We start from the raw sequence: 25,558 nt of genomic DNA, 5'->3' as shown, positions 1-25,558 counted from the left end.
GTCTCGCGGACCAGCGTCGGCGCCGACGGGGCGGTCAGCCCATCGGGTGCGTCGAGATGTCGAAGCTCGCGAACGGCAAAGGCGCGAGGATCGAGTAGTTGTTCCAGTCCTCCACGCGGAGCGTCGTGATCGCCCAGTACCCCACGACGAACGTGACGAGGGTGAGCACGACGATCACCATGCGGGCGTTGTTCAGGATGCGCAGCGCCTGCGCGACGGTGCCGGCGCGGCCCAGGATCCGGGTGAGCGACAGCACGACGATGAGGGCGATCGCGCCGTACACGAGCGGGTTCGCGCTCATCGTGACCGACCCGCACATCGGGGCGACGTCGGTCGGCCGCCCGTCGACGTCGAGGAAACCGCCGCTGCCGGTGATGCCGCCCGAGCAACTGCCCATCGAGCCCCGCAGGAACACCGCCAGCATCGTCGCCGCCACGATCGCCCAGATCAGGAGCGACCGGATGCCGACGACGATCTCGGCGCCCGGAAGCAGCGCGTTCTCGTCGGTTTCGTTCTGCGTGATGGTCATGGATGGCCCCCCGAGGTTCCTTCCACCCTCACACGGGCGCAGCGATCAGTCCAGGAACTCCCGGGCCGCGACCACGAGGTTCTCGACACCGCGGTCGATCGTGGGCTGCATCACGGGGGCGAAGAACGGCGAGTGGTTGGTCGGGATATCGCGCTCGACCGTGCCGCCGGCCACGGCATCCGCGAACGTCTGCGGATCCACGCCGCCCCAGAACCAGAACACCAGCGGGACGCCGGACTCGCGCGCGAACCACGACACGTCCTCGCTGCCGGTGAACATGCCCGGGTCGACGACGCTGCCCTCGCCGAACGCCCGACGGAAGGCCGCGGTCAGGCGGGAGGTGGCATCCGGATCGTTGATGGTGGGCGGCAGGGTGTGATCCGTCGTGATGGTCGGGGTCTGCTCGGCTCCGGATGCCTCGGCCTCGGCGCGGATGATCCGCTCGACCTTGCTCATCACCCGTGCGCGGGCCGCGTCGTCGGGGTAGCGGAGGCTGAGTTCGAGCTTCGCCTCGGCGGGGATGATGTTGTTCTTCAGCCCCGCGTGGATCGAGCCGACCGTGACGACGGCGACGTCGCGCGGGTCGACCTCGCGCGAGACGACGGTCTGCAGGCGCATGACGGTGGCCGCCGCCATGACGACGGGGTCGATCGTGGAGTGGGGCCGCGAGCCGTGTCCGCCGCGGCCGTGCAGCACGACGGTGAGCCCGTCGGACGCCGCCATCTGGGTACCCGGGCGCACGCCGATCGTGCCGGCGGGGAGCGGGGTCACATGCTGACCGAGGACGATGTCGGGGCGCGGGTACCGGTCGAGCACGCCGTCGGCGATCATCGCCTGGGATCCGGCGCCGTACTCCTCGGCCGGCTGGAACACCGCCACGACGGTGCCCGACCACTCCGCGGTGGTGGCGACGAGGCGTTCGAGAGCCCCGATCAGGGCCGTGACGTGCATGTCGTGCCCGCACGCGTGCATCACGGGGACGGCGTTGCCGGCCGGGTCGGTGCCGCGCGCGGTGCTCGCGTAGGCGAGGCCCGTCTGCTCCTCGACGGGCAGACCGTCCATGTCGGCCCGCAGCCACACGACCGGGCCGGGGCCGTTGTCGATCCGCGTGACGACGCCGGTACGGCCGACGCCCTCCTCGACCTCGAGCCCGAGGCCCGCGAGGTGCCGTGCGATGACACCGGCGGTCCGCGTCTCCTGGAACGACAGCTCGGGGTGGGTGTGAAGGTCGGTGTACAGGCTTTCGAGGTCGACGCTCATGCCTTCGAGCCTATGCGTCGCGGGTGGCGGTGTCCCGTGCGGCGTCTCGGCGTCGTGCTGGGCGTCGGTCCCCTGGTCGAGTGTCCAAGACACGCCGCATCCGCCCCGCGCCATACGGCGTGTCTTGGACACTGAATCTCCTCACGAGACGCTCGAGCGGGCGAAGTGCCGTTCGATGCGGTTCAGCGTCCAAGACACGCGGACGCGGGCGAGTGGCATCCGCGTGTCTTGGACACTCGACGTGTCTTGGACGCTCGACGCCGACGCGACCCGCTACCGGATGCCACGTCCCCTGTCCAGCCGCCTCGGGCGGCGTCCCGCGGCGGCGAGGCTGGCCGCATGGCCACGACACACTTCGACTACCTCATCATCGGCGGCGGGATGGTCGCCGACACCGCCGCCCGCGGGATCCGCGAGCTCGACGCCGACGGGTCCATCGGCATCCTGAGCGACGATGTGGACGAGCCTTACACGCGTCCCGCGCTCAGCAAGAAGCTGTGGACCGACGACGAGTTCACGTGGGAGAAGGTGCCGCTCGGCACCGCCGACGACACCGGCGCTGACATCCGGCTGCGCACGCGAGCGACGGCGGTCCGCCCCGAGGATCACGAAGTGGATGCCGACGGCCAGTCGTTCTCGTACGGGAAGCTGCTCCTCGCCACCGGCGGCCACCCCGTGCCGCTCCCGATCGACGACCGGTCCGGCGGCGAGCGGGCGCTGACCTTCCGTACGGCCGCGGACTATCGGAGGCTGCGCGCCCTGTCCGAGGAGGTCGCACGCATCGCGGTCGTGGGCGGCGGGTACATCGGCTCCGAACTCGCGGCCGCCCTCGTGCGGAACGGGGTCGACACGGTCCTGGTGCACACCGGTGCGGTTCTCGGCGACGCCGTGTTCCCGCCCGCGCTGGCGGAGCGGTTCGAGAAGCTTTTCCGCGACGCTGGAGTCGAGATCGTCGCGGGATCGAAGGTCGAGGGGGGTGAGGCGGATGCCGATGGCATCCGGTTGACGCTCGAGGGCGGCGACGAGGTGCGCGCGGATGCCGTGGTCAGCGGCCTGGGCATCGAGGTCGCGACCGACCTGGCCGAGGCCGCCGGGATCACCGTCGACGACGGGGTCGTGGTCGACGCGCAGCTGCGGACCTCGGCCGACGATGTGTGGGCCGCGGGCGACGTGGCCAGCTACCCCGACCGGCTGCTCGGCCGCCGGCGCGTCGAGCACGTCGACAACGCGAACGAGATGGGCGGCGCCGTCGGGCGGAACCTCGCCGGCGCCGGGGAGCCCTACACCCACACGCCCTACTACTACTCGGCGGTCTTCGGCATCCGGTACGAGGCGGTCGGCACGCTGGATTCCTCGCTCGACACGGTGGAGGACTGGATCGACGCCGACCGCGGTGTCGTCTACTACCTCGACGACGATCGGGTGGTCGGCGTCCTCCTGTGGAACGTCGAGGACGCCCGCGACGCCGCCCGCGCCGTGCTCGCCGAGGCCGACTCGCTGACCGCTGACGATCTCGTGGGGCGCATCCGATGAGAGCCGGGCGATAGCCTGGACGCTGCCAGCTCACCTTCAGGGTGACGAGACCAGGGGGTATCCGTGGCGACCGCAGAACTGCGACTTCTTCTTCCGCTCGACCGCGCACGCGACGCCGTCGCCTCGACGCTGGTCGAGCAGGGCTTCAGCGTGCAGCCGACGGCGAGCGGATCGCTCGACGTCACGCGGGGGAGCCTGGGCACGACCATCGTCGCGGGCGCCTTCGCGGGTCAGGACATGCATGTGCGCTTCGACGTGCACTTCACGGAGGATGCCGGAAGCACCCTGGCCGCGTTCGAGCACTCGACGGTCGGCGGGTTCTTCAAGGGCGGTGCCGTCGGTGCCGCCAAGGCGGGCGACGTCGTCCGCGAAGCCGCGCACCTGTCGGGTGTGCGGCTCGCACAGCAGGGTGTCCTGCAGGGTGCGGTGCCCGATGGCGCACCGGCGCCCTCGCCCACGCCCGACGCGGACGCGACGTATGCCATTCCCGCGGGACCGTTCGCCGAGGGCGGGGCACAGGGCTATCCCGCCCCCACCGCTCCCCCGGCGGACTACGCGGCGGTCCCTCCGGGCGTCCGCTACGGCGCGCCCGCTCCGGTCCCCGGTGCCGGGCCGCGGACGAACACGGTCGCGATCATCGCCCTCGTGCTCGGCTTCGTCGTCCCGATCGGTGGCATCGTGGCCGGTTCCGTGGCGCTCGCGCAGGTCAAGCGGACCGGCGAGAAGGGGCGTGGCCTCGCGATCGGCGGCATCGTCGTGGGCGCGGTCATGTCGGTGCTCTCGATCCTCGGCGCGATCGCCCTCTTCGCCCTCTTCGCCTTCGGCGCGGCATCCTCGTCGGGCGCGGGTTCACCGATGGATCCGTTCGTACCGCCGAGCGAGCAAGCGCCCGCCGAGCCGGACGAGTCCTTCGCGCTCCCGGTGGGGTCGTGCCTCGACGACGTGGCGAGCGGGTTCATCACCAGCGACAACGTGCTCGACTGCGCGCAGCCTCACACGTACGAGGTGTTCCAGTCGTTCCTGCTGGACGACGGCGTCTTCCCCGGTGACGCGGCGCTGCAGACCGAGGCCCTCGACCGGTGCGGCGCGCAGTTCGACGCCTTCGTCGGCATCGCCTATGCGGATTCGACCCTCGACTACTCGTACGTCTCGCCGACCGAGCAGACCTGGGCGCAGGGCGACCGCGAGCTCCTCTGCCTGATCTTCGATCCCGCCGGAGAGACGACGGGATCGCTGGCGGCCTCCCAGCGCTGACCGCGCGCGTCTCGTTCCGCTCGCGCGCGGTGTGAGCCGCCCAGAACCCCTGCGCTGTGGCATCCCTGCGCGTCGGTCCGTCGGGCGGATCGCGACATGCCGGAGTTGTGCGGGGATGCCGTGGCCCCGACCCCGCGCCCGCCTCACGGCCTCAGTGCGAAGGTGCCGCCGTCGACCCGCGTTCAAGCAGCGCGAACGGCAGCGTGCCGCGTCGGAGGGCGGGGGCGGCCCCGTCGAGGTCGGCGAGCACCGCTTCGGCGGCCCGCTCGCCCTGGCCGCGGGCGAACTGATCGACGGTCGTGAGTCCGAACCAGCGGCCGAGGTCGTTGCCGTCGACGCCGATGATCGAGACGTCCTCGGGAACACGCAGCCCGGCCTCCCGGGCGGCGAGCACGGCACCGATCGCCATCTCGTCCGAGGCCGCGAAGATCGCGGTCGGACGGTCGTCGCCCTCGAGAAGGCGCCGCGCCGCGGCCGATCCCCCCTCGATCGTGAAGTCGGCGTCGGCGAACGAGGGCGCCGCGCCCGCGGCATCCATCTCCTCGGCGAAACCGCGGCGACGGAGCGCCGGCACTGAGGATCCGCTCGTCCCGTGCGAGCCGATGTGGGCGATCCGGCGGTGGCCGAGCTCGAGCAGGTGCCGGGTGGCGAGGCGACCCACGGCGTGGTCGTCGACGGTGAGGGTCGTCAGCAGCGGGTTGGGGCCGGCGATCGCGACGATCGGCACGCCGAGGCCGCGGAGCAGCTCGGTCTCTTCCGCGTCGAGTTCCGGCGCGATCGTGATGATGCCGTCGACGCGACGCCGGCGCATGTTGTCGGAGAACACGCGGTGCCGTTCCTCGGCCGCCGCGCTCACGCCGTAGAGCGTGATGTCGAAGCCGCGCCGGACGAGCGCGTCCGAGATCCCCGCGAGCACGGTGCTGAAGAACCACCGGTCCAGGAACGGCACGATGACCCCGATCGCCCGTGCGCGGCCGGTCGCCAGCGTCGACGCCGCCGCCGAGACGACGTACCCCAGCTCGTCCGCGGCGGTCTGCACGCGCTGCCGGGTGACGGGAGACACGGGTCCGCGCCCGCTGAGGGCTCGCGAGACCGTGGCGGTCGACACGCCCGCCCGGCGGGCGACCTCGTCGATGCCGACCACGGTCTCGCGAATCCGGGATGCCACGGCTCAGGCCGCGGCGATCCAGACGGTCGTGTCGGTCGGGAGCGAGGCGCCCTCCCACGGTCCGCTGGCGACGACGACGTCGCCGTCCGGCAGCTCGACCGCCGTGTCGCCGAGGTTGGCGATCACGGTGACGGCGCCGTTGCGGAACGCCACGACGTCGTCGCCGTAGCCGTCGAGCCACTCCAGCGACCCGGCGCCGAGACCGTGCGCGCGGCGCTCGGCGAGCAGCGAGCGGTACAGCGACAGGGTGGATGCCGGGTCCTCGCGCTGCACGTCACGGGCGAGCTCCGCCCACTCGGCGGGCTGCGGCAGCCAGGCCGCTCCGGTGTCGTTGAAGCCGTAGGCGGGGGCGTCCGCGGTCCACGGGATCGGGACGCGGCAACCGTCGCGGCCGTAGCGCTCGCCCTCGGTGCGGAACCAGGTGGGGTCCTGGCGGGCGTCGTCGGGCAGGTCGATGACCTCGGGGAGGCCCAGCTCCTCGCCCTGGTACAGGTACGACGAGCCGGGCAGCGCGAGCATCAGGGAGGTCGCGGCGCGGGCGCGCTGCAGACCCGTCACCGGGTCGGGCTTGCCGGGGGACTTCGGTCCGATGCCCGCACCCTGCGGGTTCTCGGCCGTGAGCGCCAGGCGCGACGCGTGGCGGACGACGTCGTGGTTCGACAGCACCCACGTGCTCGGTGCGCCGACGGCCGCGTACTCGTGCAGTGATTCCGTGATCACGGCGCGCAGCGCCTCGGCATCCCACTTCGTCTCGAGGTAGTGGAAGTTGAAGGCCTGGTGCATCTCGTCGGGGCGCACCCACAGCGCCGTCTGCGCGACGGTGGGGAGCCACGCCTCGGCGCACAGGGCGCGGTCGCCGTCGTACTCGGCGAGCACCTCGTGCCACTCGCGCCACACCTCGTGCACGCCCGGCTGGCCCCAGTACGGGACGCCGGCGGCGTCGCCGCCCATGGATCCGCCCTCGGGGTCGGGCGTGAAGTCGGGCAGGCCCGCAGCCTTGATGAGGCCGTGGGCCACATCGACGCGGAAGCCGTCGACGCCGCGGTCGAGCCAGAAGCGCAGGATGTCGCGGAACTCCGCGCGCACCTCGGGGTTGGTCCAGTCGAAGTCGGGCTGCGACTCGTCGAAGATGTGCAGGTACCACTGCCCCGGCGTGCCGTCGGCCTCGGTCACGCGCTTCCACATGCCGCCGCCGAACACGCTCTCCCAGTTGTTCGGGGGAAGTTCGCCGTTCTCGCCCGCGCCGTCGCGGAAGATGTACCGCGCGCGCTCGGGGCTTCCGGGGGCGGACTTCAGCGCCTCCTGGAACCAGACGTGCTGATCGCTGGAGTGATTCGGCACGAGGTCGACGATCACCCGGATGCCACGCTCGTGCGCGCCCGCGAGCATCGCGTCGAAGTCGGCGAGCGTGCCGAAGATCGGGTCGACGTCGCGGTAGTCGGCGACGTCGTACCCTGCGTCCTTCTGCGGCGACCGCTGGAAGGGGCTGAGCCAGATGGCATCCACCCCCAGCTCCTTCAGGTCGTCGAGGTGCGCGGTGACGCCGGGCAGGTCGCCCAGGCCGTCGCCCGATGCATCGGCGAACGAGCGCGGATAGATCTGGTAGATGACGGCGGTCCGCCACCACTCGGAAACGGGAGCGGACTCGAGTTCGGGGCGCGCGTCCTGCTGCGTGAAAGTCATGCGGTACAACCTAGTGCAAGCGCTTGCAGCGTGGCGAGGGGCCGGTTTCCCTGCCGAGTGTCCAAGACACGCCGCATCCGCCCGCTGCCGTACGGCGTGTCCTGGACACTCGGTGGGGTCGGTGCCGCGCGTTTAGGGTGGATGGGTGCCCGACGCCTCCGCCCTCGCCCGTGCCGAATCGCTGATCGGCAGCATCCCCGACTACCCCGAGCCCGGGGTGATGTTCCGCGACATCACGCCCCTGCTGGCGGATGCCACGGCCCTGCGCGCCACGATCGACGCGCTGCTCGAGCCGTTCGCGGGCCGCTTCGACGTGGTCGCGGGCATCGAGGCGCGCGGGTTCCTGCTCGCCGGAGCCGCCGCCGTCGCGGCGGGCGTGGGGCTCGTGCCCATCCGCAAGGCGGGCAAGCTGCCGCGGCCCGCGGCATCCGTCTCGTACGCGCTCGAGTACGGCACCGCAGAGATCGAGATGCACGACGACATCGCCGACGGCACCCGGGTGCTGCTGCTCGACGACGTGCTCGCCACCGGCGGCACCCTCGAAGCCGGCCGTGCGCTCGTCGCCCGCCTCGGCGGCGAGGTCACCGGCACCGCGGTGCTGCTCGAGATCGACGCCCTCGGCGGCCGCCAGGTGCTCGGCGGCGACGTGCACAGCATCTTCCACGTCTGACCCCGGCGCGGCGTCCGACTCACGCGGGTCTCGTCGGTACTGCGCACATCCGGTTGAGTGTCCAAGACACGCGGACCGCGGGTCGTGGCATCCGCGTGTCTTGGACACTGAACCTTCGGCTTCGGTTCCGAGCGCGCCGCCCTCCGGCGCCGCACAACGTCGAGTGTCCAAGACACGCCGTTCCGCGGGCCCCCGATACGGCGTGTCTTGGACACTGGATCGCCGGCGCCGCCGCCCCCCGCGTCAGCCCAAGACGCTCGCGCCGAGCTCCACGGGGCTGCCCTCGATGTTGCCGACGATGCCGCGGATCACGCCGGTGCCGTCCTCGCGGCGCAGACCGTCGTACCAGGCCTGTGTGGCCTCGACGTCGAACGCGTGCGTCTCGTGCGCCCGCTTTCGGGCGCGCAGCACGAGGTCACCGGCCCGCTCGGTGCGGATCCGCTCGTAGCGCTTCAGCGAGTCCTCGACGCCGAGCGTGGTCGTGGCGAACACGATGCCGAGGGCGAAGCTGTCCTCCAGCGCCGAGCACGCGCCCTGACCGATGTCGGGGGCGGTGTTGTGCGCGGCATCCCCGAGGATCGCCACGCGCCCGCGCACCCAGGTGTCGAAGGGGTCGATGTCCCAGATCTCCACGCGGTTGAGCGAGGCGTCGGGGTCGATGGCATCCAGGAGCGCCCGCACTCCCGGGGCGCCCCACGAGCCGAACGCATCCTCCAGGGCCTGCATATGGTCGGGGGTCTCGCCCGAGGGTCCGGGAACGTCGACGAAGAAGTAGAACCGGTCGCCCGCGACGGGCATCACGGCGCAGCGTTTGCCGTCGCCGACGTAGGTCGTCCACTGGTGCGGCGGTCCGATGCGCGGGTCGGCGGGGACCAGGCCGTTGTAGTTGACGTATCCGGAGTAGCGCCGTTCGGGACGGATGCCGGTGGGCTCGGTGACGTAGTCGCGTACGAGCGAGCGGGCCCCGTCGGCGCCGATGAGCAGATCCGCTGTGTCGATCGAGCCGTCGGCGAAGGTCGCGGTGACCGTGTCGCCGTCGTCGGAGACGCCGACCAGCTGCATGCCGAGATGGATGTCGGTCGAGCCGACGGCATCCATCATCAGCGCCTGCAGGTCGGCGCGGGCGACCGGGTAGGGCTGCTGCCCGGTCTGGGCGGTGACGGATGCCAGGGAGAACCGACACATCTCGTCGCCGGTGTGGCCGTCGTAGTAGGCCATGTCGTGCATCTGGCCGCCGAGCGCGGCGACCTGGGGCCCGAGCCCGAGCCAGTTGAGCACCTTCACGCCGTTCGACCACAGCGACAGCGCGGCGCCGACGGGGCGGTTCTCGCGCATGCGGTCGTACACGACGACCTCGTGGCCGAGCTTCTGCAGCGCGAGGGCGGCGGAGGTTCCGCCGACCCCGGCGCCGATGACGATGACCTTCATGGCTCTCCTCAGCTGCCGCGGTAGGTCGAGTAGGCGAACGGGCTCAGCAGCAGCGGCACGTGCAGGTGCGCGTCGCCCGACACGGTGAACGCGACGGTCGCGACGGGGTGGAACGACGCGACCCCCCGCGCGCGGAAGTACGCGCCTGTACCGAACGTCAGCGCGTAGTCGCCGTCGTCGAGCCGGTCGGGTCCGAGGGCGAGGCGCCCGTCCGCGTCGGTCTCGGCGGAGTCGATCGTCGCGCCGTCAAGGTGGGCGAGCGTCACGGCGACGCCGGCTGCGGGCGTGCCGGTCGCGGCATCCAGGACGTGGGTGGTGAGGTGGGTCATTCCGTGCCCTCCGGGGCGTCGGTGACGCTGCCGCGCAGGCGCAGCAGCGCGATCTCGGCGAGCTGCCGCGTCGCCTCGATGGTCTCCGTGTCGGGGGTGTTGCCGAGGCGTCGCTCGAGCTCGGCGCGGATCTCACCCGGCGTGCGCCCCGCCGCGCGGATGAGGAAGACACGACCGAACCGCTCCTCGTACGCGGCGTTGCCGGCGGCGATCGCGGCGACGTCGTCGTCGGCCGCGGTGCTCATCGCGGCCTGTTCGCGCCGGGATGCCGCGGCCTCGGCGTTCTCGCCCGACACTCTCGCGCCGATGCGGGGGTGGGCGTGCAGGGCGTGCGCGAGATCCGCCGGCGACCAGGCGGCGGCGAGGTCTCCGGCGTAGGCGGCGAGGGCGTTGACGTCGGCGTAGGGGCGGCCGGCGACGACCGCGTCGACCCACCCCGGGATGTCGGCCCAGACGCGCACGACCTCCGCCGCGTCAGCGGGCGAGGCCGCGTGGAAGGCGCTCAGGTGCATGCTGCTCACGCTAGGCGTGCTGCGTTACGGGGCTGTGGCGGGATGTGTCCGCGATGTTGCTGTGGGGAACATTTGGGTGATGCGCCCGCCCTCCCGCGCCCTCGACGGGACCCGCCGCGTGCCGGACTCCGGAGAAATCGTGCGGGATGCCGGAAATCCGGGGCCTCGCGGGCCGGGTGGTGCCGAAACTCCGGAGTTCGGCACGGGCCGCGCGGGCACCGGGTCGGTTGCCGTCGCCACCATCGAGGGCTTCGCCGCCGGGGCGCGGGGTGCGGACGGGGTTTCGGCAGCGCCGCTTCGTGGCCCCGGGGCCACGTCTGGCGCCCCGGGGCCACGAACCACGCCCCAACTCGACCCCGCTGCCCCGCCAGCCCCCGCTGCCCCGCCAGCCCCCGCTGCCCCGCCAGCCCCCGCTGCCCCGCCAGCCCCCGCTGCCCCGCCAGCCCCCGCTGCCCCGCCGGCCCCCGCCCCCTCATCCCCGGGCCGAGTGTTCCCACAAATGTTGATGACGGTTACATCGGCGAAACGCGGGGCCTTTAGCGTGATCGGCATGAGCACCAGGATCGCCGCCCGCCGCACGTTCGTGGACGGGCGTTTCGTCCCCGCGACCGTCGTCATCGACGAGGGTCGCATCGCGGCCGTGACCGTCTTCGATCCGATGGCCGACCGCGTGCTGCCCGACGACGCCGTGCTGCTGCCGGGCCTCGTCGACTCGCACGTGCACCTCGACGAACCGGGCCGCACCGAGTGGGAGGGCTTCGCCACCGGCACCGCCGCCGCAGCGGCCGGGGGCGTGACGACCGTCGTCGACATGCCCCTCAACAGCTCGCCGGTCACGACGACTCCCGAAGCCCTGGATGCCAAGCGCGCCGCCGCCGTCGGCAAGCTCGCGGTCGACGTGGCGTACTGGGGTGGGGCGGTCCCCGAGAACCTCGGGTCGCTGCGCGCGCTGGCGGACGCCGGTGTCGTCGGGGTGAAGTGCTTCCTCTCGCCCAGCGGCATCGACGAGTTCGGACACCTGGATGCCGCGCAGCTCGAGGCCTGCCTCGCCGAGCTCGCCGAATTCGACGGGCTGCTGATCGTGCACGCCGAGGATCCGGCGCACCTGCACGCCGACGGCGCCCTCGGTCCGCGCTACGCCGACTTCGAGGCCAGCCGCCCACCCGCGAGCGAGCGGGCCGCGATCCGCCGGGTGATCGACGCGGCCCGCCGCACCGGTGCCCGGGCGCACATCGTGCACGTGTCCGACGGTGAGGCGCTGGACGACGTCCGTGCCGCGAAGGCCGAGGGCGTGCGGCTGACCGTCGAGACGTGCCCCCACTACCTCACGCTGGACGCCGCCGAGGTGCCCGACGGTGCCGCAGCGTTCAAGTGCTGCCCGCCGATCCGGGGAGCTGCGAACCGCGACCTGCTGTGGGCGGGGGTGGCCGACGGCACCATCGACGCCATCGTCAGCGACCACTCGCCCGCGACGGTGGAGCTGAAGTCCAACCCCGACTTCGGCCTGGCCTGGGGCGGAATCGCGGGACTCCAGACCGGCCTGTCGTCGGTCCATACCGCGGCGCGGGGGCGTGGCATCCCGCTCGAGAATCTCCTCCCGCTCCTGACCACCGGACCCGCGCGCATCGCCGGGCTCCCGGGCCTCGGCGTCATCGCCCCCGGTGCCCCGGCCCACCTCGTGGCGTTCGCTCCCGATGAGGAATTCACCGTGGATGCCACGGCCCTCGAATACCGCAACCCGGTTTCGCCGTGGCACGGGCAGACGCTCACCGGCGTCGTGCGCGAGACGTGGTTGCGCGGGGAGTCGGTGTTCCGCCGCGGCGAACCGGTGACGCTCCGCGCGGGGCGCGAGCTCGTGACCACGGTGGTCGAGGCGTGAGCATGATCATTCTTCAGCCCGGCGTCGGACCCATCCCCGGCGACCACTACGTCCGCGCGACGCCCGAGACCGTGCTGTGGGGACGCCTCCCCTGTGCGACGGATGCGGCGGTGCTCGAGATCGCGTCGGGCGAGACCGTGACATTCGACACCGTGAGCCACGAGGGCATCCTCGACGACCAGGGCAAGGACCCGGCGGCGTACTTCGCGTCACACGGTGTTCCGCCCGAGCAGGTGCTCGATGACGCGATCGAGATCGCGGCATCCGTTCCCCGGGACGTGATGGCCGACGGCCCGCACGTCGTCGTCGGGCCCGTGCACGTGCGCGGCGCGCACCCCGGCGATCTGCTGAAGATCACGGTCGAGGCGCTCGCGCCGCGCGTGCCGTACGGCGTGATCTCCAGCCGCCACGGCAAGGGGGCGCTCGTGGGCGAACTGCCCCGCGGCGAGCACAACGTCAGCGTCTTCGCGTCGGTGGCGGAGCGCGACGGCGTTCTGCACGGGACCTTGCCCGTCGTCGAGGGCGGCGAGCCGGTCGTCGCGTTCCCGCTCGCGCCGTTCCTCGGCACGATGGGCGTCGCGGTCGCCGGCGACGAGCGGCCGCACTCCGTGCCGCCCGGACCCCACGGCGGAAACATCGACATCAACCTGCTGGTCGCGGGGACGATGCTGTTCCTCCCGGTGCAGGTCGAGGGGGCGCTGGCGTACGTCGGCGATCCGCACTTCGCGCAGGGCGACGGCGAGGTCGCGCTGACCGCGCTCGAGGCCTCGCTCCGGGCGACGCTGCGCTTCGAGGTGATCCCGGCGGATGCCGCCCGCGCGGCGTTCGGCGACGTGACCGGCCCGCTCGCCCGCACCCCCGAGTACCTCGTGCCGACCGGCATGGACCCCGACCTGGATGCCGCGATGCGCGCCTGCGTCCGGGCGTCGCTGTCGCTCCTCGGGGGCCGCTGGGGCATGGACGAGCACCTCGCGTACGCGTACCTCAGCGCCGCGACCGACTTCGACATCTCGCAGGTCGTCGACATCGTGTCCGGCGTCCACGCCCGCATCCGCGAGGCCGACTTCGCCGCGGTTCCCGCAGTGGAGCCGGTGCCGCTGGGTGGCGTGGCCGAGCCCGGGGGTGCCGCGTGAGTCCCGCCGGCGCCGCCATCACCGCCGCCGCCCGTGCCGAGGCCGCCGCCGGTTCAGTGTCCAAGACACGCCGCATCGGCCGGGCCGCACGCGGCGTGTCCTGGACACTCGCTCCTCACGGACGTCTCGAACGCCCCCAAACCGAGGGAGACACCCGGTGAGTCCCGCTCTCGCTGCCGCGCTCGCCCGCGCCGATGCCGCGGATGCCGCCGGCGTCGCGCCCGGCATCTCGCCGCGCCGCGCCGTTCCCGCGCCAGTGTCCAAGACACGCCGCATCGCGCGGGTCGCATACGGCGTGTCCTGGACACTCGATCGCAAAGGGAGGGACGAGCGATGACGGATGCCACGATCCCGGCCGACCTGCGGGAGGCCTTCGACGCGTACGAACGGGCGATCGTCGCGAACGACCTCGACGCCCTCGACGCGTTCTTCGCCCCCGGCGACGACACGCTCCGCGGCGACACCGCGGGTCTCCTCGTCGGACACGACGCGATCAGCGGCTTCCGTGCGCTCCGCGGCGGCGTCCCTCCGCGCGAGATCGCCGAGGTGCACTACCGCCCCCTCGCCCGCGGCGGGGAGTTCGGCCCGGAGGCCGACAGCACCGACGGCGACGTCGCTCTCCTCGTCTCGGTCTCGGCGTTCCGCGGCGGCGGGCGCGGGCTGCAGACGCAGGTGTGGCAGCGGATCGACGGGCGGTGGCGCATCGTCGCGGCCCACGTGACCCCGCGGACGCCCGCGCTCGACCGGACGATCTGGCGCAGCGTCGGCGATCCGTTTCTGCAGGGCGCGTGGGAGGGGCCGCTCGCGGGACTCACCGTCGCGGTCAAGGACCTCTTCGCGATCGCGGGATTCCGCATCGGCGCGGGCAACCCGACGTTCCTCGAGGAGGCGCGCCCCGAGAAGGTCACCGCCCCGGCCGTCGCCGACCTGCTCCGTGCGGGAGCGTCGCTGCGCGGCATCGCCCGCACCGACGAGTTCGCGTACTCGATCGCGGGCGACAACGTGCACTACGGCACTCCGCCGAACGGCGCCGTCGTCGGCGCCCTGCCCGGCGGCTCGTCGAGCGGACCGGCATCCGCCGTCGCCCTCGGCCACGCCGACATCGGTCTCGCCACCGACACGGCCGGCTCGATCCGCGTGCCCGCGTCGTATCAGGGGCTCTGGGGTCTGCGCACGACGCACGATCTCGTCCCTCGGCAGGGCATGCTGCCGCTTGCGCAGTCGTTCGACACGGTCGGCTGGCTCACCCGCGACGGCGAGACGCTGCAGCGGGTCGCCGACTGGTGCCTCAGCTATGACGGCTCCGCCTCGACCGAGAACGTGTACGGAGCCTCGGGCGACGACCTGCCGTGGCGGTTCCTCGTGCCCGAGGAGATCCTCGACTGCGTCGAAACCGACACCCGCACCGCCTTCTCGCGGTTGCTCGCCGCGCTCGCGGCATCCGATGATCCGCCGCCGTTCCGCGCCGTGCACACCGGAGACCTGGATGCCACCTTCACGGCGTTCCGCACGGTCCAGGGCGCGGAGGCCTGGCGCAACGACGGCGAGTGGCTGCGCGCGCACCCCGGGGCCGTCGGTCCCGCCGTGGCGGAGCGCTTCCGCGCTGCGTCGCAGATCACCGCCGCCGAGGAAGCCGCGGCGCGCCACGACCTCGAGCCGATCGCGGCGCACCTGGCCGAGCTCGTCGACGGCGCCGTGCTGATCTTCCCGACCGTGCCCGGCCCCGCCCCGCTGCGCACGGCGGATGTGGATGCCGTCCGCGCGGCGACCCTGCGCATGACCGCCCCCGCGGCGGCGGCGGGGCTTCCGGCGATCTCGGTGCCCCTGCTCACGGTGAACGGCGCGCCGGTCGGCGTCTGCCTGGTGTCGCGCGCCGGTACCGACATCGCGCTGGTCCGCTTGGCGCGCCGCCTCGCTGCGCTGGTCGGGGCGGGGGTGGGCCGATGACCCGCGTCGCCCCGTCGCCCGGCCGCGCGAAACTCCTGACTTTCCGACTCCAGAAGGCGTCGGGCCGCCCCCGGGTGGCATCCGCCGCCCTTTTCTCAGGAGTTTCGCCCGCTCCCGCCCGCCGGTCGCTGTGCGACGCCCGTCGCGCGTCCGCGCTCGACGGCGGCCGGTCGTCCTGGGCGAAACTTCTGAGATTCGGGCGCGATCTCGCCGCGGGGCCTGCGTCAACGGCATCCGCGGCCGGAGTTTCAGGAGTTTCGCACGCCCGCGCGTCCGCACCGCGTCGCACCGCCCCCGCCCACCCGAAGCCACACCCCCGCACCACGGAGCCAAGATGACCCACCTCCCCGGCCCGATCGACCCGCCCGCCCGTCTGCTGATGGGGCCCGGCCCCATTTCGGCGTACCCGAGCGTGCTGCGCGCGATGGGGGCCCCGCTCGTCGGGCAGTATGACCCGTTCATGACGGCCACGATGAACGAGACGCAGGAGCTGTATCGCCAGGTCTGGGGCACCGAGAACGACGCGACCCTCCTCATCGACGGCACGAGCCGCGCGGGCATCGAAGCGGCGATGGTGTCGCTGATCCGCCCCGGCGACCGCGTCCTCGTCCCCGTCTTCGGCCGTTTCGGCCACCTCCTCGCCGAGATCGCGGAGCGCGCGCTCGCCGAGGTCCACACGATCGAGGTGCCGTGGGGGCAGGTGTTCCCGGTGTCGACGATCCGCGAGGCGATCGAGCGGGTGAAGCCGCACCTCGTCGCGTGCGTGCAGGGCGACACGTCGACCACGATGCTGCAGCCGCTTGACGAGATCGGCGAGATCTGCCGCGCCCACGGCGCCCTGTTCTACACCGACGCCACGGCCTCGCTCGGCGGCAACCCGTTCGAGATGGATGCCTGGGGACTGGATGCCGCGACCGCGGGCCTGCAGAAGTGCCTCGGCGGCCCCTCGGGCTCGGCGCCGATCAGCCTGTCCGACCGCGCCGTCGAGGTGGTGCGCTCGCGTGCCCGGGTCGAGGCGGGGATCCGGGAGGAGGGGGATGCCTCGGCATCCGACTTCATCCGCTCGAACTACTTCGACCTCGCGATGATCCTGGACTACTGGGGCCCGCGGCGCCTCAACCACCACACCGAGGCGACCACGATGCTCTACGGCGCGCGGGAGTGTGCGCGGGTGCTGCTGCTCGAGGGCCGGGATGCCGTGATCGCGCGGCACCGGCTGCACGGCGATGCGATGCTCGCCGGCGTCGAGGGCCTCGGCCTCACCGTCTTCGGCGATGTCGCGCACAAGATGACGAACGTCGTCGCGGTCGAGATCCCCGACGCGGTCGTGGGCGACGCGGTGCGCGCCGAGCTGCTGAACGACTTCGGCATCGAGATCGGCACCTCGTTCGGCCCGCTGCACGGACGCGTGTGGCGCATCGGCACGATGGGCTACAACGCCCGGAAGGATGCCGTGCTCACCACGCTCGCCGCGCTCGAGACGGTGCTGCGCCGACACGGCGCGGCGGTCGCCGCGGGCGGTGGCGTCGAGGCCGCGCAGGGCGTGTACGGGGCCGCCGTTCCGGCCGGGGCCGCGGGATGAAGACCCGGCTCCAGGTCGCGCCCGAGCGCCTCGCGTCGGCCGCGCGCCGGGTGATGGGGCGCTGCGAAGAGCTCGCCCGCGTCACCGCGACCCCCGGCAGCATCGAGCGCGTGTACCTCTCGCCCGAGCACGCGCGGGTAAACCGCCTCGCCGCCGAGTGGATGCGCGAGCTCGGCATGTCGACCCGCCAGGACGCGGCCGGTAACCAGGTCGGTCGCCTCGCCCCCGGCGGCGACCGCGACGCCCCCGCCCTCATGCTCGGTTCGCACCTCGACACGGTTCCGGATGCCGGGCGCTTCGACGGCATCGTGGGTGTGCTGATGGCGCTCGAGGTCGTCCGGCTGGTGCGTCGCGTGGACGACGAGGGCGTGGCATCCAGTCCGTTCCCGTTCGCGCTCGAGGTCATCGCGTTCTCGGACGAGGAAGGCACCCGCTTCGGCAAGGCGCTGCTGGGGTCGTCGGCGGTGGCCGGGCAGTGGGATCCGTCGTGGTGGGACCTGACGGATGCCGACGGCTCGACCCTGCGGCAGGCGTTCCGCGAGTTCGGCCTCGATCCGGGCCGCATCGGCGAGGCCGCGCGCAAGCCCGACGAACTGGTCGGGTATCTGGAGGCACACATCGAGCAGGGTCCCGAGCTCGACCGCGCGGGACTCCCGCTCGCGGCGGTGTCGTCGATCGCGTCGGCCCGGCGTTTCTCGCTGGTCGTCGAGGGCGAGGCCCGGCACGCCGGCGGCACCCCGTACGACATGCGCCGCGACGCGCTGCTCGGTGCGAGCGAGGCGGCGCTCGCGGTGGAGCGGATCTGCCGCGCCGAGCATCACATCGTCGGCACGGTGGGTCAGTTGGAGGCGTTCCCGGGGGCGGTCAACGTCGTGCCCGGCGAGGCCGTGTTCTCGCTCGACCTGCGCGGCGAGTTCGACGAGACCCGCGACCACACGTGGTCGCAGATCTCCGCGGAATTGGATGCCATCATGGGCCGTCGCGGTCTGCGGTGGCGGGCGCGTGAGGTGCACTCCGCGCCGGCCGTGTTCTGTGCGCCGCTGCTGCAGGACGTGGTGCGGGACGGGATCGGCGGTGACGCCCCGACCCTGTTCAGTCGTGCGGGGCACGATGCCATGTCGATCGGGGCGATCACCGCCGTGGGGATGCTGTTCCTCCGCAACCCCGAGGGGATCAGTCACCACCCCGACGAGGCCGTCTCCGCCGCCGATGTCGCGGCGGGGATCCGGGCACTCGCCGAGGCGGTGCTGGGGTTAGGGGCGGAGCGGGGTTAGAGGGTCGCTCCCCCGCTTTCAGCAGGTGGGGTTTCGCACAGCGTTGATGTACCAGCCGAGGTTGGGTGCGGCTTGTGCGCTGGCGGACGTGACGTTCGAGGCGATCAGTGCGGATTGGCCGAGGTAGAGGTCGCCGGTGGGGGTGAGGTAAGTCTGGTCACCGACCGTCTTCGTTCCCGCGGGGAAGGTGTTGTTCTGTGCTCCGCCGGGGTGTTGCCAGCCAGCGGTACCGTCGCTGCGAACCCACGTGATGTACCAGCCGAGGCCGGGTGCGGCTTGTGCGCTGGCTGAGGTGACGGTGGAGGCGATCAGTGCAGATTGGCCGAGGTAGAGGTTGCCGGTGGGGGTGAGGTAGGTCTGATCGCCGACCGTTTTCGTTCCGGCGGGGAACGTGAAGGTTTGCACAGTTCCGTTGGGCTGTTGCCAGCCGGCGGTACCGTCGCTGCGAACCCACGTGATGTACCAGCCGAGGGTGGGTGCCGCTTGTGCGCTGGCCGAGGTGACGTTGGAGGCGATCAATGTGGATTGGCCGAAGTAGAGCTCGCCGCTGGGGGTGAGGTAGTTGACGTCGCCGACCGTCTTCGTCCCGGCGGGGAAGGTGTAGCTGTGCACGGTACCGTCGGGTTCCCGCCAGCCAGCCGTGCCGTCGCTGCGGACGTAGGTGATGTACCACCCGACGCCGGGGGAGGCCTGTGCACTGGCGGAGGTGACGTCGGAGGCGATCAGTGCGGATTGGCCGAGGTAGAGCTCGCCGGTGGGGGTGAGGTATGTCTGGTCACCGACCGATTTCGTTCCTGCGGGGAATGCGTAAGTGGTCTGGGTGCCATTGGGCTGTTGCCAGACCACGTTCTCCTGAGCGGGGGCAGTCAGGCTTGAGCCCGCTGATGCCGCGCCACTCACGGCACTTGCTGTCCCGCTTCCCCCAACGCTCGGCACATTGATCGCCGGCAGCGCCACCTTCCCACTCCCATCGCTCACCCCCGTGTAGGAGGCCGACCCACCGGCGAACGTGTACCCGCCGCTCAGCGTCGTCGTCACGCTGACGCCCGCGGTGGCGGTGCCATTGGTGGTGACCGACACCGAGGCGCCGGTGATCGTTCCGCAGGCGGTGCCGCTGTACGAGGCCTGGTTGAACGCGAGCACCGGAGTGCCCGAGGCGGCGGCGAAGGGCGCGAGGCTCGCGGCGGCGATGACGGGAACTGACCACGCGGCGCCGGTCAGGACGGTGCGCCGGGTCGGTGAGGGCGAGGGGGTGTGCTGCTCGATGTCGTGCGACATGGGAGGCCTTTCGGGTTCGGGTCTCGCCAGCATTCGGGCGCACCTCCGCGCGCGCCAAGCGGGGGTTGTCCTGGCCGTTTCGGGTGAGGACGCGCTGGCCCACGTGGCATCCAGGAGTCGACAGGAATGAACCTGCGGGTGATTGATTCCGCGATCGGTGAGAACCCGGACGAAGGGCCGCGACGCTGGAGCGACACCTCCCGAGAACGGAACCGCATGACCCGGAACATGCGCGCCGAGGGGGCCGCGGTCGTCGACTGGTTCGCGCAGCGCTCCCTCGTGGCCACGCCCGCCACCGGCAGCCCGACCGTGCTGATCGTCGACGAGGCCGAGGTCGCCGGCGTGGTCATCCGGCGCCTGTGGCACACCGCGCTGACGATCGTGCCGGCGGGAATGCCGCGGACGGGGGCGACGCTCGTGCTGCAGGCCGAGGGGTCGCTCGTGATCGACGTCGCGGGCTCCGCCTCTGACCTCGCCGCCGGAGATGCCCTCGTCTACCCGGATGCCGCTCTCGTGCGCGCCGCGTCCGGTCAGCCCACCGCGCGCATCGAGGTCGGTGCCGCGCGACTGCTCGACGAACCCGCCGGGTTGCCGGGCGCCGACGATTCTCCGGCGTGGCGGGCGCTGGCATCCACCGTGAACGCGATCCTCAACGGCGACCACCGGCTGAGCATCGCCGCCGAGTCCGCGCTCGGACACGCGATCGAGAGCCTGTGCGCCGCGCTCATCGCGGGACGACCGGATGCCACGGCCGCGGGCTTCCGCTCGGCCCAGGCCACGTTCGCCGCCGCGATGCGGCTGCTCACCGTGCGCGCGGAGGATCCGGCCTTCACCGTCGAAGAGCTCGCCGACGCGCTGCAGGTGTCGCGGCAGTACCTGGCCCGGGTGTTCGCGCGGCAGGGTCGGACGCCCAGCGCCGCGCTGCGGGCGCGGCGCCTCGAACTCGCCGACGCCCTGGCGGCGACCGGGCTGCCGACGCCCGAGATCGCGCGGCGGTCGGGATTCCCGTCCGCGCGTGCGCTGTTGCGGGCGAAGCGGGAGCGGGACACCCGCCATTGATGGCCCTCGATCGGGACCAACGCGGCCGCTATTCCAGGTTATGGCCGCTAACCAGGATTAACGGCTGTCACTCGGAACGTCGCCGCGGTCCACAGATCCCGCACTGGCCCGCGACGCCCCGCACCGCGGCCGGAAGAATCGACGCATGACCGAAGCCCCTGGCATCCTGCACCTGCTCGCTTTCGCCGCGGAACCCGGGGGCGGAAATCCCGCCGGAGTGGTCCTGGATGCCACGACCCTCGACGATGCCGACATGCTCCAGATCGCCGCTGAACTGGGGTATCCCGAGACGGCGTACGTCACCGCGCGCGACGGCGAGCGGCTGCGGGTGCGGTACTTCTCGCCCGAGGCCGAGGTGCCGTTCTGCGGACACGCGACGATCGCGACGGCGGTCGCCCTCGCTGAGTCCGCGGGGCCGGGGGAGTTCGTGTTCGAGACCGCCGCGGGCGACGTCGAGGTCTCGGCGCGCGACGAGGGCGGCCGGATCGCGGCGGGCTTCACGAGCGTTGAGCCGACGGTCCGCGACTTCGACGACCCGGCGCCCTTGCTCGCGCTGCTCGGGCTCGACGCCGACGACCTCGACCCGCGGATGCCGCTCGCCGAGGCGTTCGCAGGGAACTGGCATCCGGTGGTCGCCGTCCGGTCGCTCGAGCGCTTCGACGGGTTCGGGTTCGACCCGGACGCGATGCGGGAGCTGATGGCCGAGCGCGGGTGGACGGGAACCGTCACGGTGGTGCACGCGGCGGGCGACATCGCCGACGGCGCGATCGTCGAGGCCCGCAACCTGTTCCCTGTCGGCGACATCACGGAAGATCCGGCCACGGGCTCCGCGGCCGCCGCGCTCGGCGCGTACCTCCGCGACCGGCTCGGCATGCCGACGCCGTTCCACGTCACCGTGCACCAGGGGCGGCACATCGGTCGGCCGAGCATCCTCGAGGTGGACGCGCCGCCGGTCGGTGGCATCCGGGTGTCCGGCACGGCCGTGCCGCTGGAGGGGTAGCTTCCGCCGCAGTATGTCCCAACTTTGGCTGGCTGGACTGTTCTCCGGCGGCGAAAAGTGGGACATGCATCGCGAGAAGTGGGACAAGGGGGCGGTGCCTCGGCGCCCCTCAACCTATGTCCCACTTTTCGCTGGCTGCGGCCTGACTAGGCAGCCATAAGTGGGACATGCACCGTCAGAAGTGGGACGAGGGGAGCACCGCCGCGCCTCACTCCCCGCCGGCGAGCCTCCACACGCGGTCGCGCGAGAACGGCAGTGCGTAGCCGCGGCGGCCGAGGGCGCGCGAGACGGCGTTGCCGATCGCCGCGCCCACCGGGTTGTACGGCGATTCGCTCATCGACTTCGCACCGAACGGACCCAGCGCATCGTCGGTCTCGGCGAAGTACACCTCGGTGTCGGGCACGTCGGCGAACTGCGGCACGCGGTACGTGCGGAACACCGGGTTCTGCACCACGCCGTCCTCGAGCAGCACCTCTTCGTACAGCGCGCCGCCGAGGGCCTGCGCGGCCCCGCCCTCGATCTGCCCGCGGCACTGCGCCGGGTTGATGACGACGCCGGCATCAGCGGTCTGGATCGACTGCAGCACCTTCACGGTCCCCGTCTCGGGATCCACGGCGACCCGCACGGCGTGCACGTTGAACGCGAGCGAGCGCAGGTCGCCGAACTCGGCGCCGTCGGCGGTGAGGCCGTGTTCGTCGCGCAGCGTGGCGGGCGCGGCATCCACGATCCGATCCCACGAGACGAGCTCGTCTCCGGCCAGGACCCCGGATGCCACGACCTCCGCCGACACGACATCGCCACCGGCCAGCTGCACGGCGATCTCGACCATGCGCCGCCGCAGGACGGTGCAGGCGACGTGGAGCGCCTTGCCGGCGACCGTCGTTCCCGCCGAGGCGAACGCGCCGGTGTCGTGACGGACGGCGTCGGTGTCGGCGGCCCACAGTTCGAGCCGGTCCTGCGGCACGTCGAGGACTGTCGCCGCGATCTGCCGGTGCACGGTCGAGGTGCCGTTGCCGAACTCGGCGGTGCCTACGCGCAGCAGGAACGTGCCGTCCGGACGCAGGGTCGCGGTCGTGTGCGCGATGTGCCCGCGCGGGGCCATCGTCGCGATCATCGCCGCGGCCATGCCCTCGCCGACCGCCCAGCCCGTCGGCGCCTCGACGCCGTTGCCGCGGCGCAGTGCGTCCTGCGCGAGATCGAGGCACTGGTCGAGGCCGTAACTGCCCCAGATCAGGTCTTCCTCGTACTTCTCGTCCTCATCGGGGTGGAGGGGGTCGCCCTCCTTCACCGCGTTGATGCGTCGCAGGTCGAACGGGTCGATGTCGAGTTCTTCGGCGAGGGCGTCCATCGCCGATTCGACCGCGAACACGACCTGCCCCAGCCCGTACCCGCGGAACGCCCCCGACGGCGGGTTGTTCGTGTAGACCGCCTCCGCGTCGATCCATTTCGTGGGCACCCGGTACAGCGTCGTCGACTCGGCGCACGAGTGGAACAGCACGCCGATCGCGTGGTTGCCGTACGCGCCGGTGTCGCTGAGCACGTCGAGCTTCATCGCGGTCAGGCGGCCCTCGGCATCCGCTCCCAGGGTGGTGCGCACGCGCATCGGATGCCGGAGCGACGCCCGCACGAACTGGTCGGTGCGGGAGAACTCGTACGCCACCGGGCGGCCGAGCTTCAGCACGGCCAGGGCCGTGAGGTCTTCCGTGAACAGCTCCTGCTTGCCGCCGAATCCGCCGCCGACCCGGGTCGCGAACACGCGGATGCGATCGCGCTCGAGGCCGAAGATGTGGGCGAGCTCGTTACGCGCGAGGAAGGGCACCTGGGTCGAGGAGCGGATGACGAGACGCCCGTCGTCGTCGAGCCATCCCACCGCGCCGTGCGTCTCGAGGGCCGCATGGGTGACCCTCGACGAGGTCCATTCACCCGTGACGGTGACGTGGCTCGCGGCGAGGGCTGCGTCGATGTCGCCGCCGTGGCCGGTGTGGAAGCCGGCGACGACGTTGCGTCCGGCATCCATCACCCGCTCGTCGGGCGTGCGGTCGGGGTGCAGCAGGGGCGCGCCCGGCCGACGCGCCTCCTCGGGGTCGAAGACCGCGGGGAGCAGGTCGTAGACGACGCGGACCGCGCGGCAGCCGGCATCCGCCGCCTCCGCCGTCTCGGCGACCACGGCCGCGACCCGCTGGCCGACGTGGCGCACGACGTCGTCGAGCATCCGGGTGTCGTCGGGATCGTCGGTGCGGTGTTCGTGACGGCCCGTCGAGTAGAGGGTGTCGGGCACGTCGAGGTGGGTGAAGACCGCGACGACGCCGGGGAGGGCGAGCGCGGCGGCCGTGTCGATCGAGGTGATCAGCGCGTGCGCGTGGGGTGAGGTCACGACGCGCAGCACGAGGGGCGGGCCGCCCGGGACGGGCTCGTCGAAGGTGAAGGGCTCCTTGCCCTGCACGATGCGGCGGGCGGCCTCGGGGGCGACCGAAGTGCCGACGCGGCCGGTCGCCGGTCCCGTCTCGCGGACGGGGCCGAGCACGGACTCCCGGATCGCCTCGCGGATCGGGCGATACCCGGTGCACCGGCACAGGTTGCCCTTCATGCGGCGGTCGAGGTCGTCGAGGTCGCTCTCGCACAGCGTGGATGCCGTGACGCTCATCCCCGGGGTGCAGAAACCGCACTGGAACCCGAACCCGGATGCCAGCGCCTCCTGTACCGGGTGCAGCTCGTCGCCCGGGGCGAGACCGGCCGCGGTCGTGATCGACCGTCCCTCGAGCCGCACGGCCGGAACGATGCACGAGTGCGTCGGCTGCCCGTCGATGAGCACAGAGCACGCGCCGCAGTCACCCGCGTCGCATCCCTTCTTCACCTCGACATGGCCGTGCTCGCGCAGCAGCGTGCGCGCGCACTGACCCGGTCGCGGGTCGGCCTCGACGGCGGACCCGTTGACCTGGAACTTCACTCGGTGTCCTCCTGCTGAACCTGTGGCGAGCGACGCCCGTGCCGCGCTCCGGAGAATTCGGCCCGAAGTGCGGGGTGGGGGAGCGCAGCGTCCGCCGCGCCGCGGAACCCTCCGGAGCCCGGGACGACGGCCCGCGGGACGACGGCCCGCGCGACCGCCGCACGCGCGACCGTGGCCCGCGGAACCACCGCCCGCGCGACCGTGGCCCCAGGGGCGCTCCCGCGCGGGACGACGGAGCGCGGGACCACCGCGAGGAACCGGTCGCTCATGCGGCGGCCTCGCGCACGAACCCTGCGCGCAACCGCTCGGCGAGCACCACGCTCACCCCGCGCCGCCAGTCGGCGCTCCCGAGCGGATCGGTGTAGAAATCGGTCGCGGATGCCACGGCATCCCGCAGCTCTCCGGCCCCGGGGATCCGCGCGAACCGCAGCACGCGCGGTCGACGCACCGCGGCGGTGACGACGAACACGGACGATCCGTCCGGATCGACGCGGGCCGTGACCACCGCGCCGGAGCGGCCGAGCTCGGCCAGGGCGATCTTCTGCAGCCCGACGCGCGAGGTGAGCGCGCGCCGCGGGATGTCCAGCGCGCGCAGCACCTCGCCCGGCGCGAGCGAGGTCTCGGCGTTGTCGATGACGAGGTCGGCGACGGCGATTCGTCGCTCGCCGCCCTCGGGCGTCCACACCAGGGCCGTGGCATCCAGGGTCGAGAGGAAAGCGATCATCGCCCCCGCCGCGAACGCCTGACACACGTTGCCGCCGACCGTGGCGGTGTTCCAGATCTTGAACGACGCCAGCAGCGCGTCGGCGGACGGACGCGCGAGCGCGAGCGACGTCCAGTCCGCGGGCGCCTCGCGCTCCGCCCACGCCAGCAGCCGCGCGATGGTGCAGGTCGCGCCGATGCGGAGACCCTCGTCGGAGACCTCGACATCGGGCCAGCCGAGGGTGGTGAGATCGACGAGTCCCGTGGTGTGCGGCTGCGGTTCGCTCATGATCCACGTGCCCCCGGCCATGACGACCTCGCCGGGCGCGAGCGCGAGGTCCGCCCGGGTGCGGGCGGCGCGGTACGAGGTGACGGTGGTGATGTCCACGCG

General features: G+C 72.4%; 21 protein-coding genes. 10 read left to right on the top strand and 11 right to left on the bottom strand.

Annotation, left to right across the window (positions count from 1 at the left end):
• Nucleotides 1-34 precede the first annotated feature (34 nt).
• Both BW982_RS08875 and BW982_RS08870 read right to left on the bottom strand, forming a co-directional pair.
• Nucleotides 35-529, bottom strand: a complete 495-nt coding sequence (locus BW982_RS08875; RefSeq protein ID WP_076492378.1) for a hypothetical protein — start codon at nt 527-529, stop codon at nt 35-37.
• A 45-nt stretch (nt 530-574) separates the two neighbouring features.
• Nucleotides 575-1,789, bottom strand: a complete 1,215-nt coding sequence (locus BW982_RS08870) for an amidohydrolase (RefSeq protein WP_076492373.1) — start codon at nt 1,787-1,789, stop codon at nt 575-577.
• A gap of 339 nt (nt 1,790-2,128) precedes the next feature.
• Here BW982_RS08870 and BW982_RS08865 point away from each other — a divergent pair, with 339 nt between their 5' ends.
• Together BW982_RS08865 and BW982_RS08860 are read left to right on the top strand one after the other, a co-directional pair.
• Nucleotides 2,129-3,322: an NAD(P)/FAD-dependent oxidoreductase gene (locus tag BW982_RS08865; protein WP_076492368.1), complete on the top strand. Its 1,194-nt coding sequence runs from the start codon at nt 2,129-2,131 to the stop codon at nt 3,320-3,322.
• Nucleotides 3,323-3,385: 63 nt separating this feature from the next.
• Nucleotides 3,386-4,576, top strand: coding sequence for a DUF4190 domain-containing protein (locus BW982_RS08860; protein ID WP_076492365.1), 1,191 nt, complete (start codon nt 3,386-3,388; stop codon nt 4,574-4,576).
• A gap of 151 nt (nt 4,577-4,727) precedes the next feature.
• Here the strand turns inward: BW982_RS08860 and BW982_RS08855 are convergent, their stop codons facing one another.
• Both BW982_RS08855 and BW982_RS08850 read right to left on the bottom strand, forming a co-directional pair.
• Nucleotides 4,728-5,720: a LacI family DNA-binding transcriptional regulator gene (locus tag BW982_RS08855; RefSeq protein ID WP_076493598.1), complete on the bottom strand. Its 993-nt coding sequence runs from the start codon at nt 5,718-5,720 to the stop codon at nt 4,728-4,730.
• Nucleotides 5,721-5,747: 27 nt separating this feature from the next.
• Entirely contained in the window at nt 5,748-7,427 is a 1,680-nt protein-coding gene (locus tag BW982_RS08850; RefSeq protein WP_076492362.1) for a glycoside hydrolase family 13 protein, read from the bottom strand.
• Between the two features lie 145 nt (nt 7,428-7,572).
• On the opposite strand from BW982_RS08850, the gene BW982_RS08845 reads away from it, so the two are divergent.
• Nucleotides 7,573-8,097 (top strand): adenine phosphoribosyltransferase, encoded by a 525-nt coding sequence (locus BW982_RS08845; protein WP_076492359.1) that lies wholly within the window; start codon nt 7,573-7,575, stop codon nt 8,095-8,097.
• A 243-nt stretch (nt 8,098-8,340) separates the two neighbouring features.
• On the opposite strand, the gene hpxO is transcribed toward BW982_RS08845, so the two are convergent.
• From hpxO to uraD, 3 genes are read right to left on the bottom strand one after another with little or no spacing between them, the layout of a single operon-like run.
• Nucleotides 8,341-9,525: an FAD-dependent urate hydroxylase HpxO gene (gene hpxO, locus BW982_RS08840; protein ID WP_076492356.1), complete on the bottom strand. Its 1,185-nt coding sequence runs from the start codon at nt 9,523-9,525 to the stop codon at nt 8,341-8,343.
• Nucleotides 9,526-9,533: 8 nt separating this feature from the next.
• A complete protein-coding gene (gene uraH / locus BW982_RS08835; protein ID WP_076492353.1) occupies nt 9,534-9,854 on the bottom strand; it encodes a hydroxyisourate hydrolase in 321 nt (106 codons plus the stop codon).
• Nucleotides 9,851-10,366: a 2-oxo-4-hydroxy-4-carboxy-5-ureidoimidazoline decarboxylase gene (gene uraD / locus BW982_RS08830; protein ID WP_076492350.1), complete on the bottom strand. Its 516-nt coding sequence runs from the start codon at nt 10,364-10,366 to the stop codon at nt 9,851-9,853. The genes uraH and uraD overlap by 4 nt, the downstream gene beginning before the upstream one ends.
• A gap of 550 nt (nt 10,367-10,916) precedes the next feature.
• On the opposite strand from uraD, the gene allB reads away from it, so the two are divergent.
• The 5 genes from allB (at nt 10,917) to BW982_RS08800 (ending at nt 18,181) form a co-directional block, all read left to right on the top strand.
• A complete protein-coding gene (gene allB, locus BW982_RS08820) occupies nt 10,917-12,245 on the top strand; it encodes an allantoinase AllB (RefSeq protein ID WP_076492345.1) in 1,329 nt (442 codons plus the stop codon).
• A 2-nt stretch (nt 12,246-12,247) separates the two neighbouring features.
• Complete coding sequence (locus BW982_RS08815; protein WP_076492342.1) at nt 12,248-13,378, top strand: acetamidase/formamidase family protein; 1,131 nt, start codon at nt 12,248-12,250, stop codon at nt 13,376-13,378.
• 333 nt (nt 13,379-13,711) lie between these two features.
• Nucleotides 13,712-15,325: an AtzH-like domain-containing protein gene (locus tag BW982_RS08810; protein WP_076492340.1), complete on the top strand. Its 1,614-nt coding sequence runs from the start codon at nt 13,712-13,714 to the stop codon at nt 15,323-15,325.
• 334 nt (nt 15,326-15,659) lie between these two features.
• Nucleotides 15,660-16,907 (top strand): pyridoxal-phosphate-dependent aminotransferase family protein, encoded by a 1,248-nt coding sequence (locus BW982_RS08805; protein WP_076492338.1) that lies wholly within the window; start codon nt 15,660-15,662, stop codon nt 16,905-16,907.
• Complete coding sequence (locus BW982_RS08800) at nt 16,904-18,181, top strand: allantoate amidohydrolase (protein WP_076492335.1); 1,278 nt, start codon at nt 16,904-16,906, stop codon at nt 18,179-18,181. Before BW982_RS08805 ends, BW982_RS08800 begins: the two co-directional genes overlap by 4 nt.
• Nucleotides 18,182-18,199: 18 nt before the next feature.
• Here BW982_RS08800 and BW982_RS08795 read toward each other — a convergent pair whose 3' ends face one another.
• Complete coding sequence (locus BW982_RS08795) at nt 18,200-19,459, bottom strand: hypothetical protein (RefSeq protein ID WP_139327385.1); 1,260 nt, start codon at nt 19,457-19,459, stop codon at nt 18,200-18,202.
• Between the two features lie 216 nt (nt 19,460-19,675).
• Between BW982_RS08795 and BW982_RS08785 the strand changes: the two genes are divergently transcribed.
• A complete protein-coding gene (locus tag BW982_RS08785) occupies nt 19,676-20,518 on the top strand; it encodes a helix-turn-helix domain-containing protein (RefSeq protein WP_139327384.1) in 843 nt (280 codons plus the stop codon).
• A gap of 145 nt (nt 20,519-20,663) precedes the next feature.
• Nucleotides 20,664-21,518: a PhzF family phenazine biosynthesis protein gene (locus BW982_RS08780; protein WP_076492326.1), complete on the top strand. Its 855-nt coding sequence runs from the start codon at nt 20,664-20,666 to the stop codon at nt 21,516-21,518.
• Nucleotides 21,519-21,726: 208 nt separating this feature from the next.
• Here BW982_RS08780 and BW982_RS08775 read toward each other — a convergent pair whose 3' ends face one another.
• The 3 genes from BW982_RS08775 to BW982_RS08765 are packed head-to-tail and all read right to left on the bottom strand — an operon-like array spanning nt 21,727 to nt 25,555.
• Nucleotides 21,727-24,465 carry a molybdopterin-dependent oxidoreductase gene (locus BW982_RS08775; protein ID WP_076492323.1) on the bottom strand — a complete coding sequence of 913 codons (2,739 nt, stop codon included), beginning with the start codon at nt 24,463-24,465 and terminating at the stop codon, nt 21,727-21,729.
• Entirely contained in the window at nt 24,462-24,734 is a 273-nt protein-coding gene (locus tag BW982_RS08770; protein ID WP_076492320.1) for a hypothetical protein, read from the bottom strand. The genes BW982_RS08775 and BW982_RS08770 overlap by 4 nt, the downstream gene beginning before the upstream one ends.
• Nucleotides 24,731-25,555: an FAD binding domain-containing protein gene (locus tag BW982_RS08765; protein WP_076492317.1), complete on the bottom strand. Its 825-nt coding sequence runs from the start codon at nt 25,553-25,555 to the stop codon at nt 24,731-24,733. Before BW982_RS08765 ends, BW982_RS08770 begins: the two co-directional genes overlap by 4 nt.
• Nucleotides 25,556-25,558: the final 3 nt, after the last annotated feature.

The sequence above is a fragment of the Microbacterium sp. RURRCA19A genome (assembly GCF_900156455.1).
In the GTDB taxonomy this organism is placed as follows: Bacteria; Actinomycetota; Actinomycetes; order Actinomycetales; family Microbacteriaceae; genus Microbacterium.
Note: the sequence above shows the minus strand (reverse complement) of the source record. Positions and strands in the feature narration are given on the sequence as shown.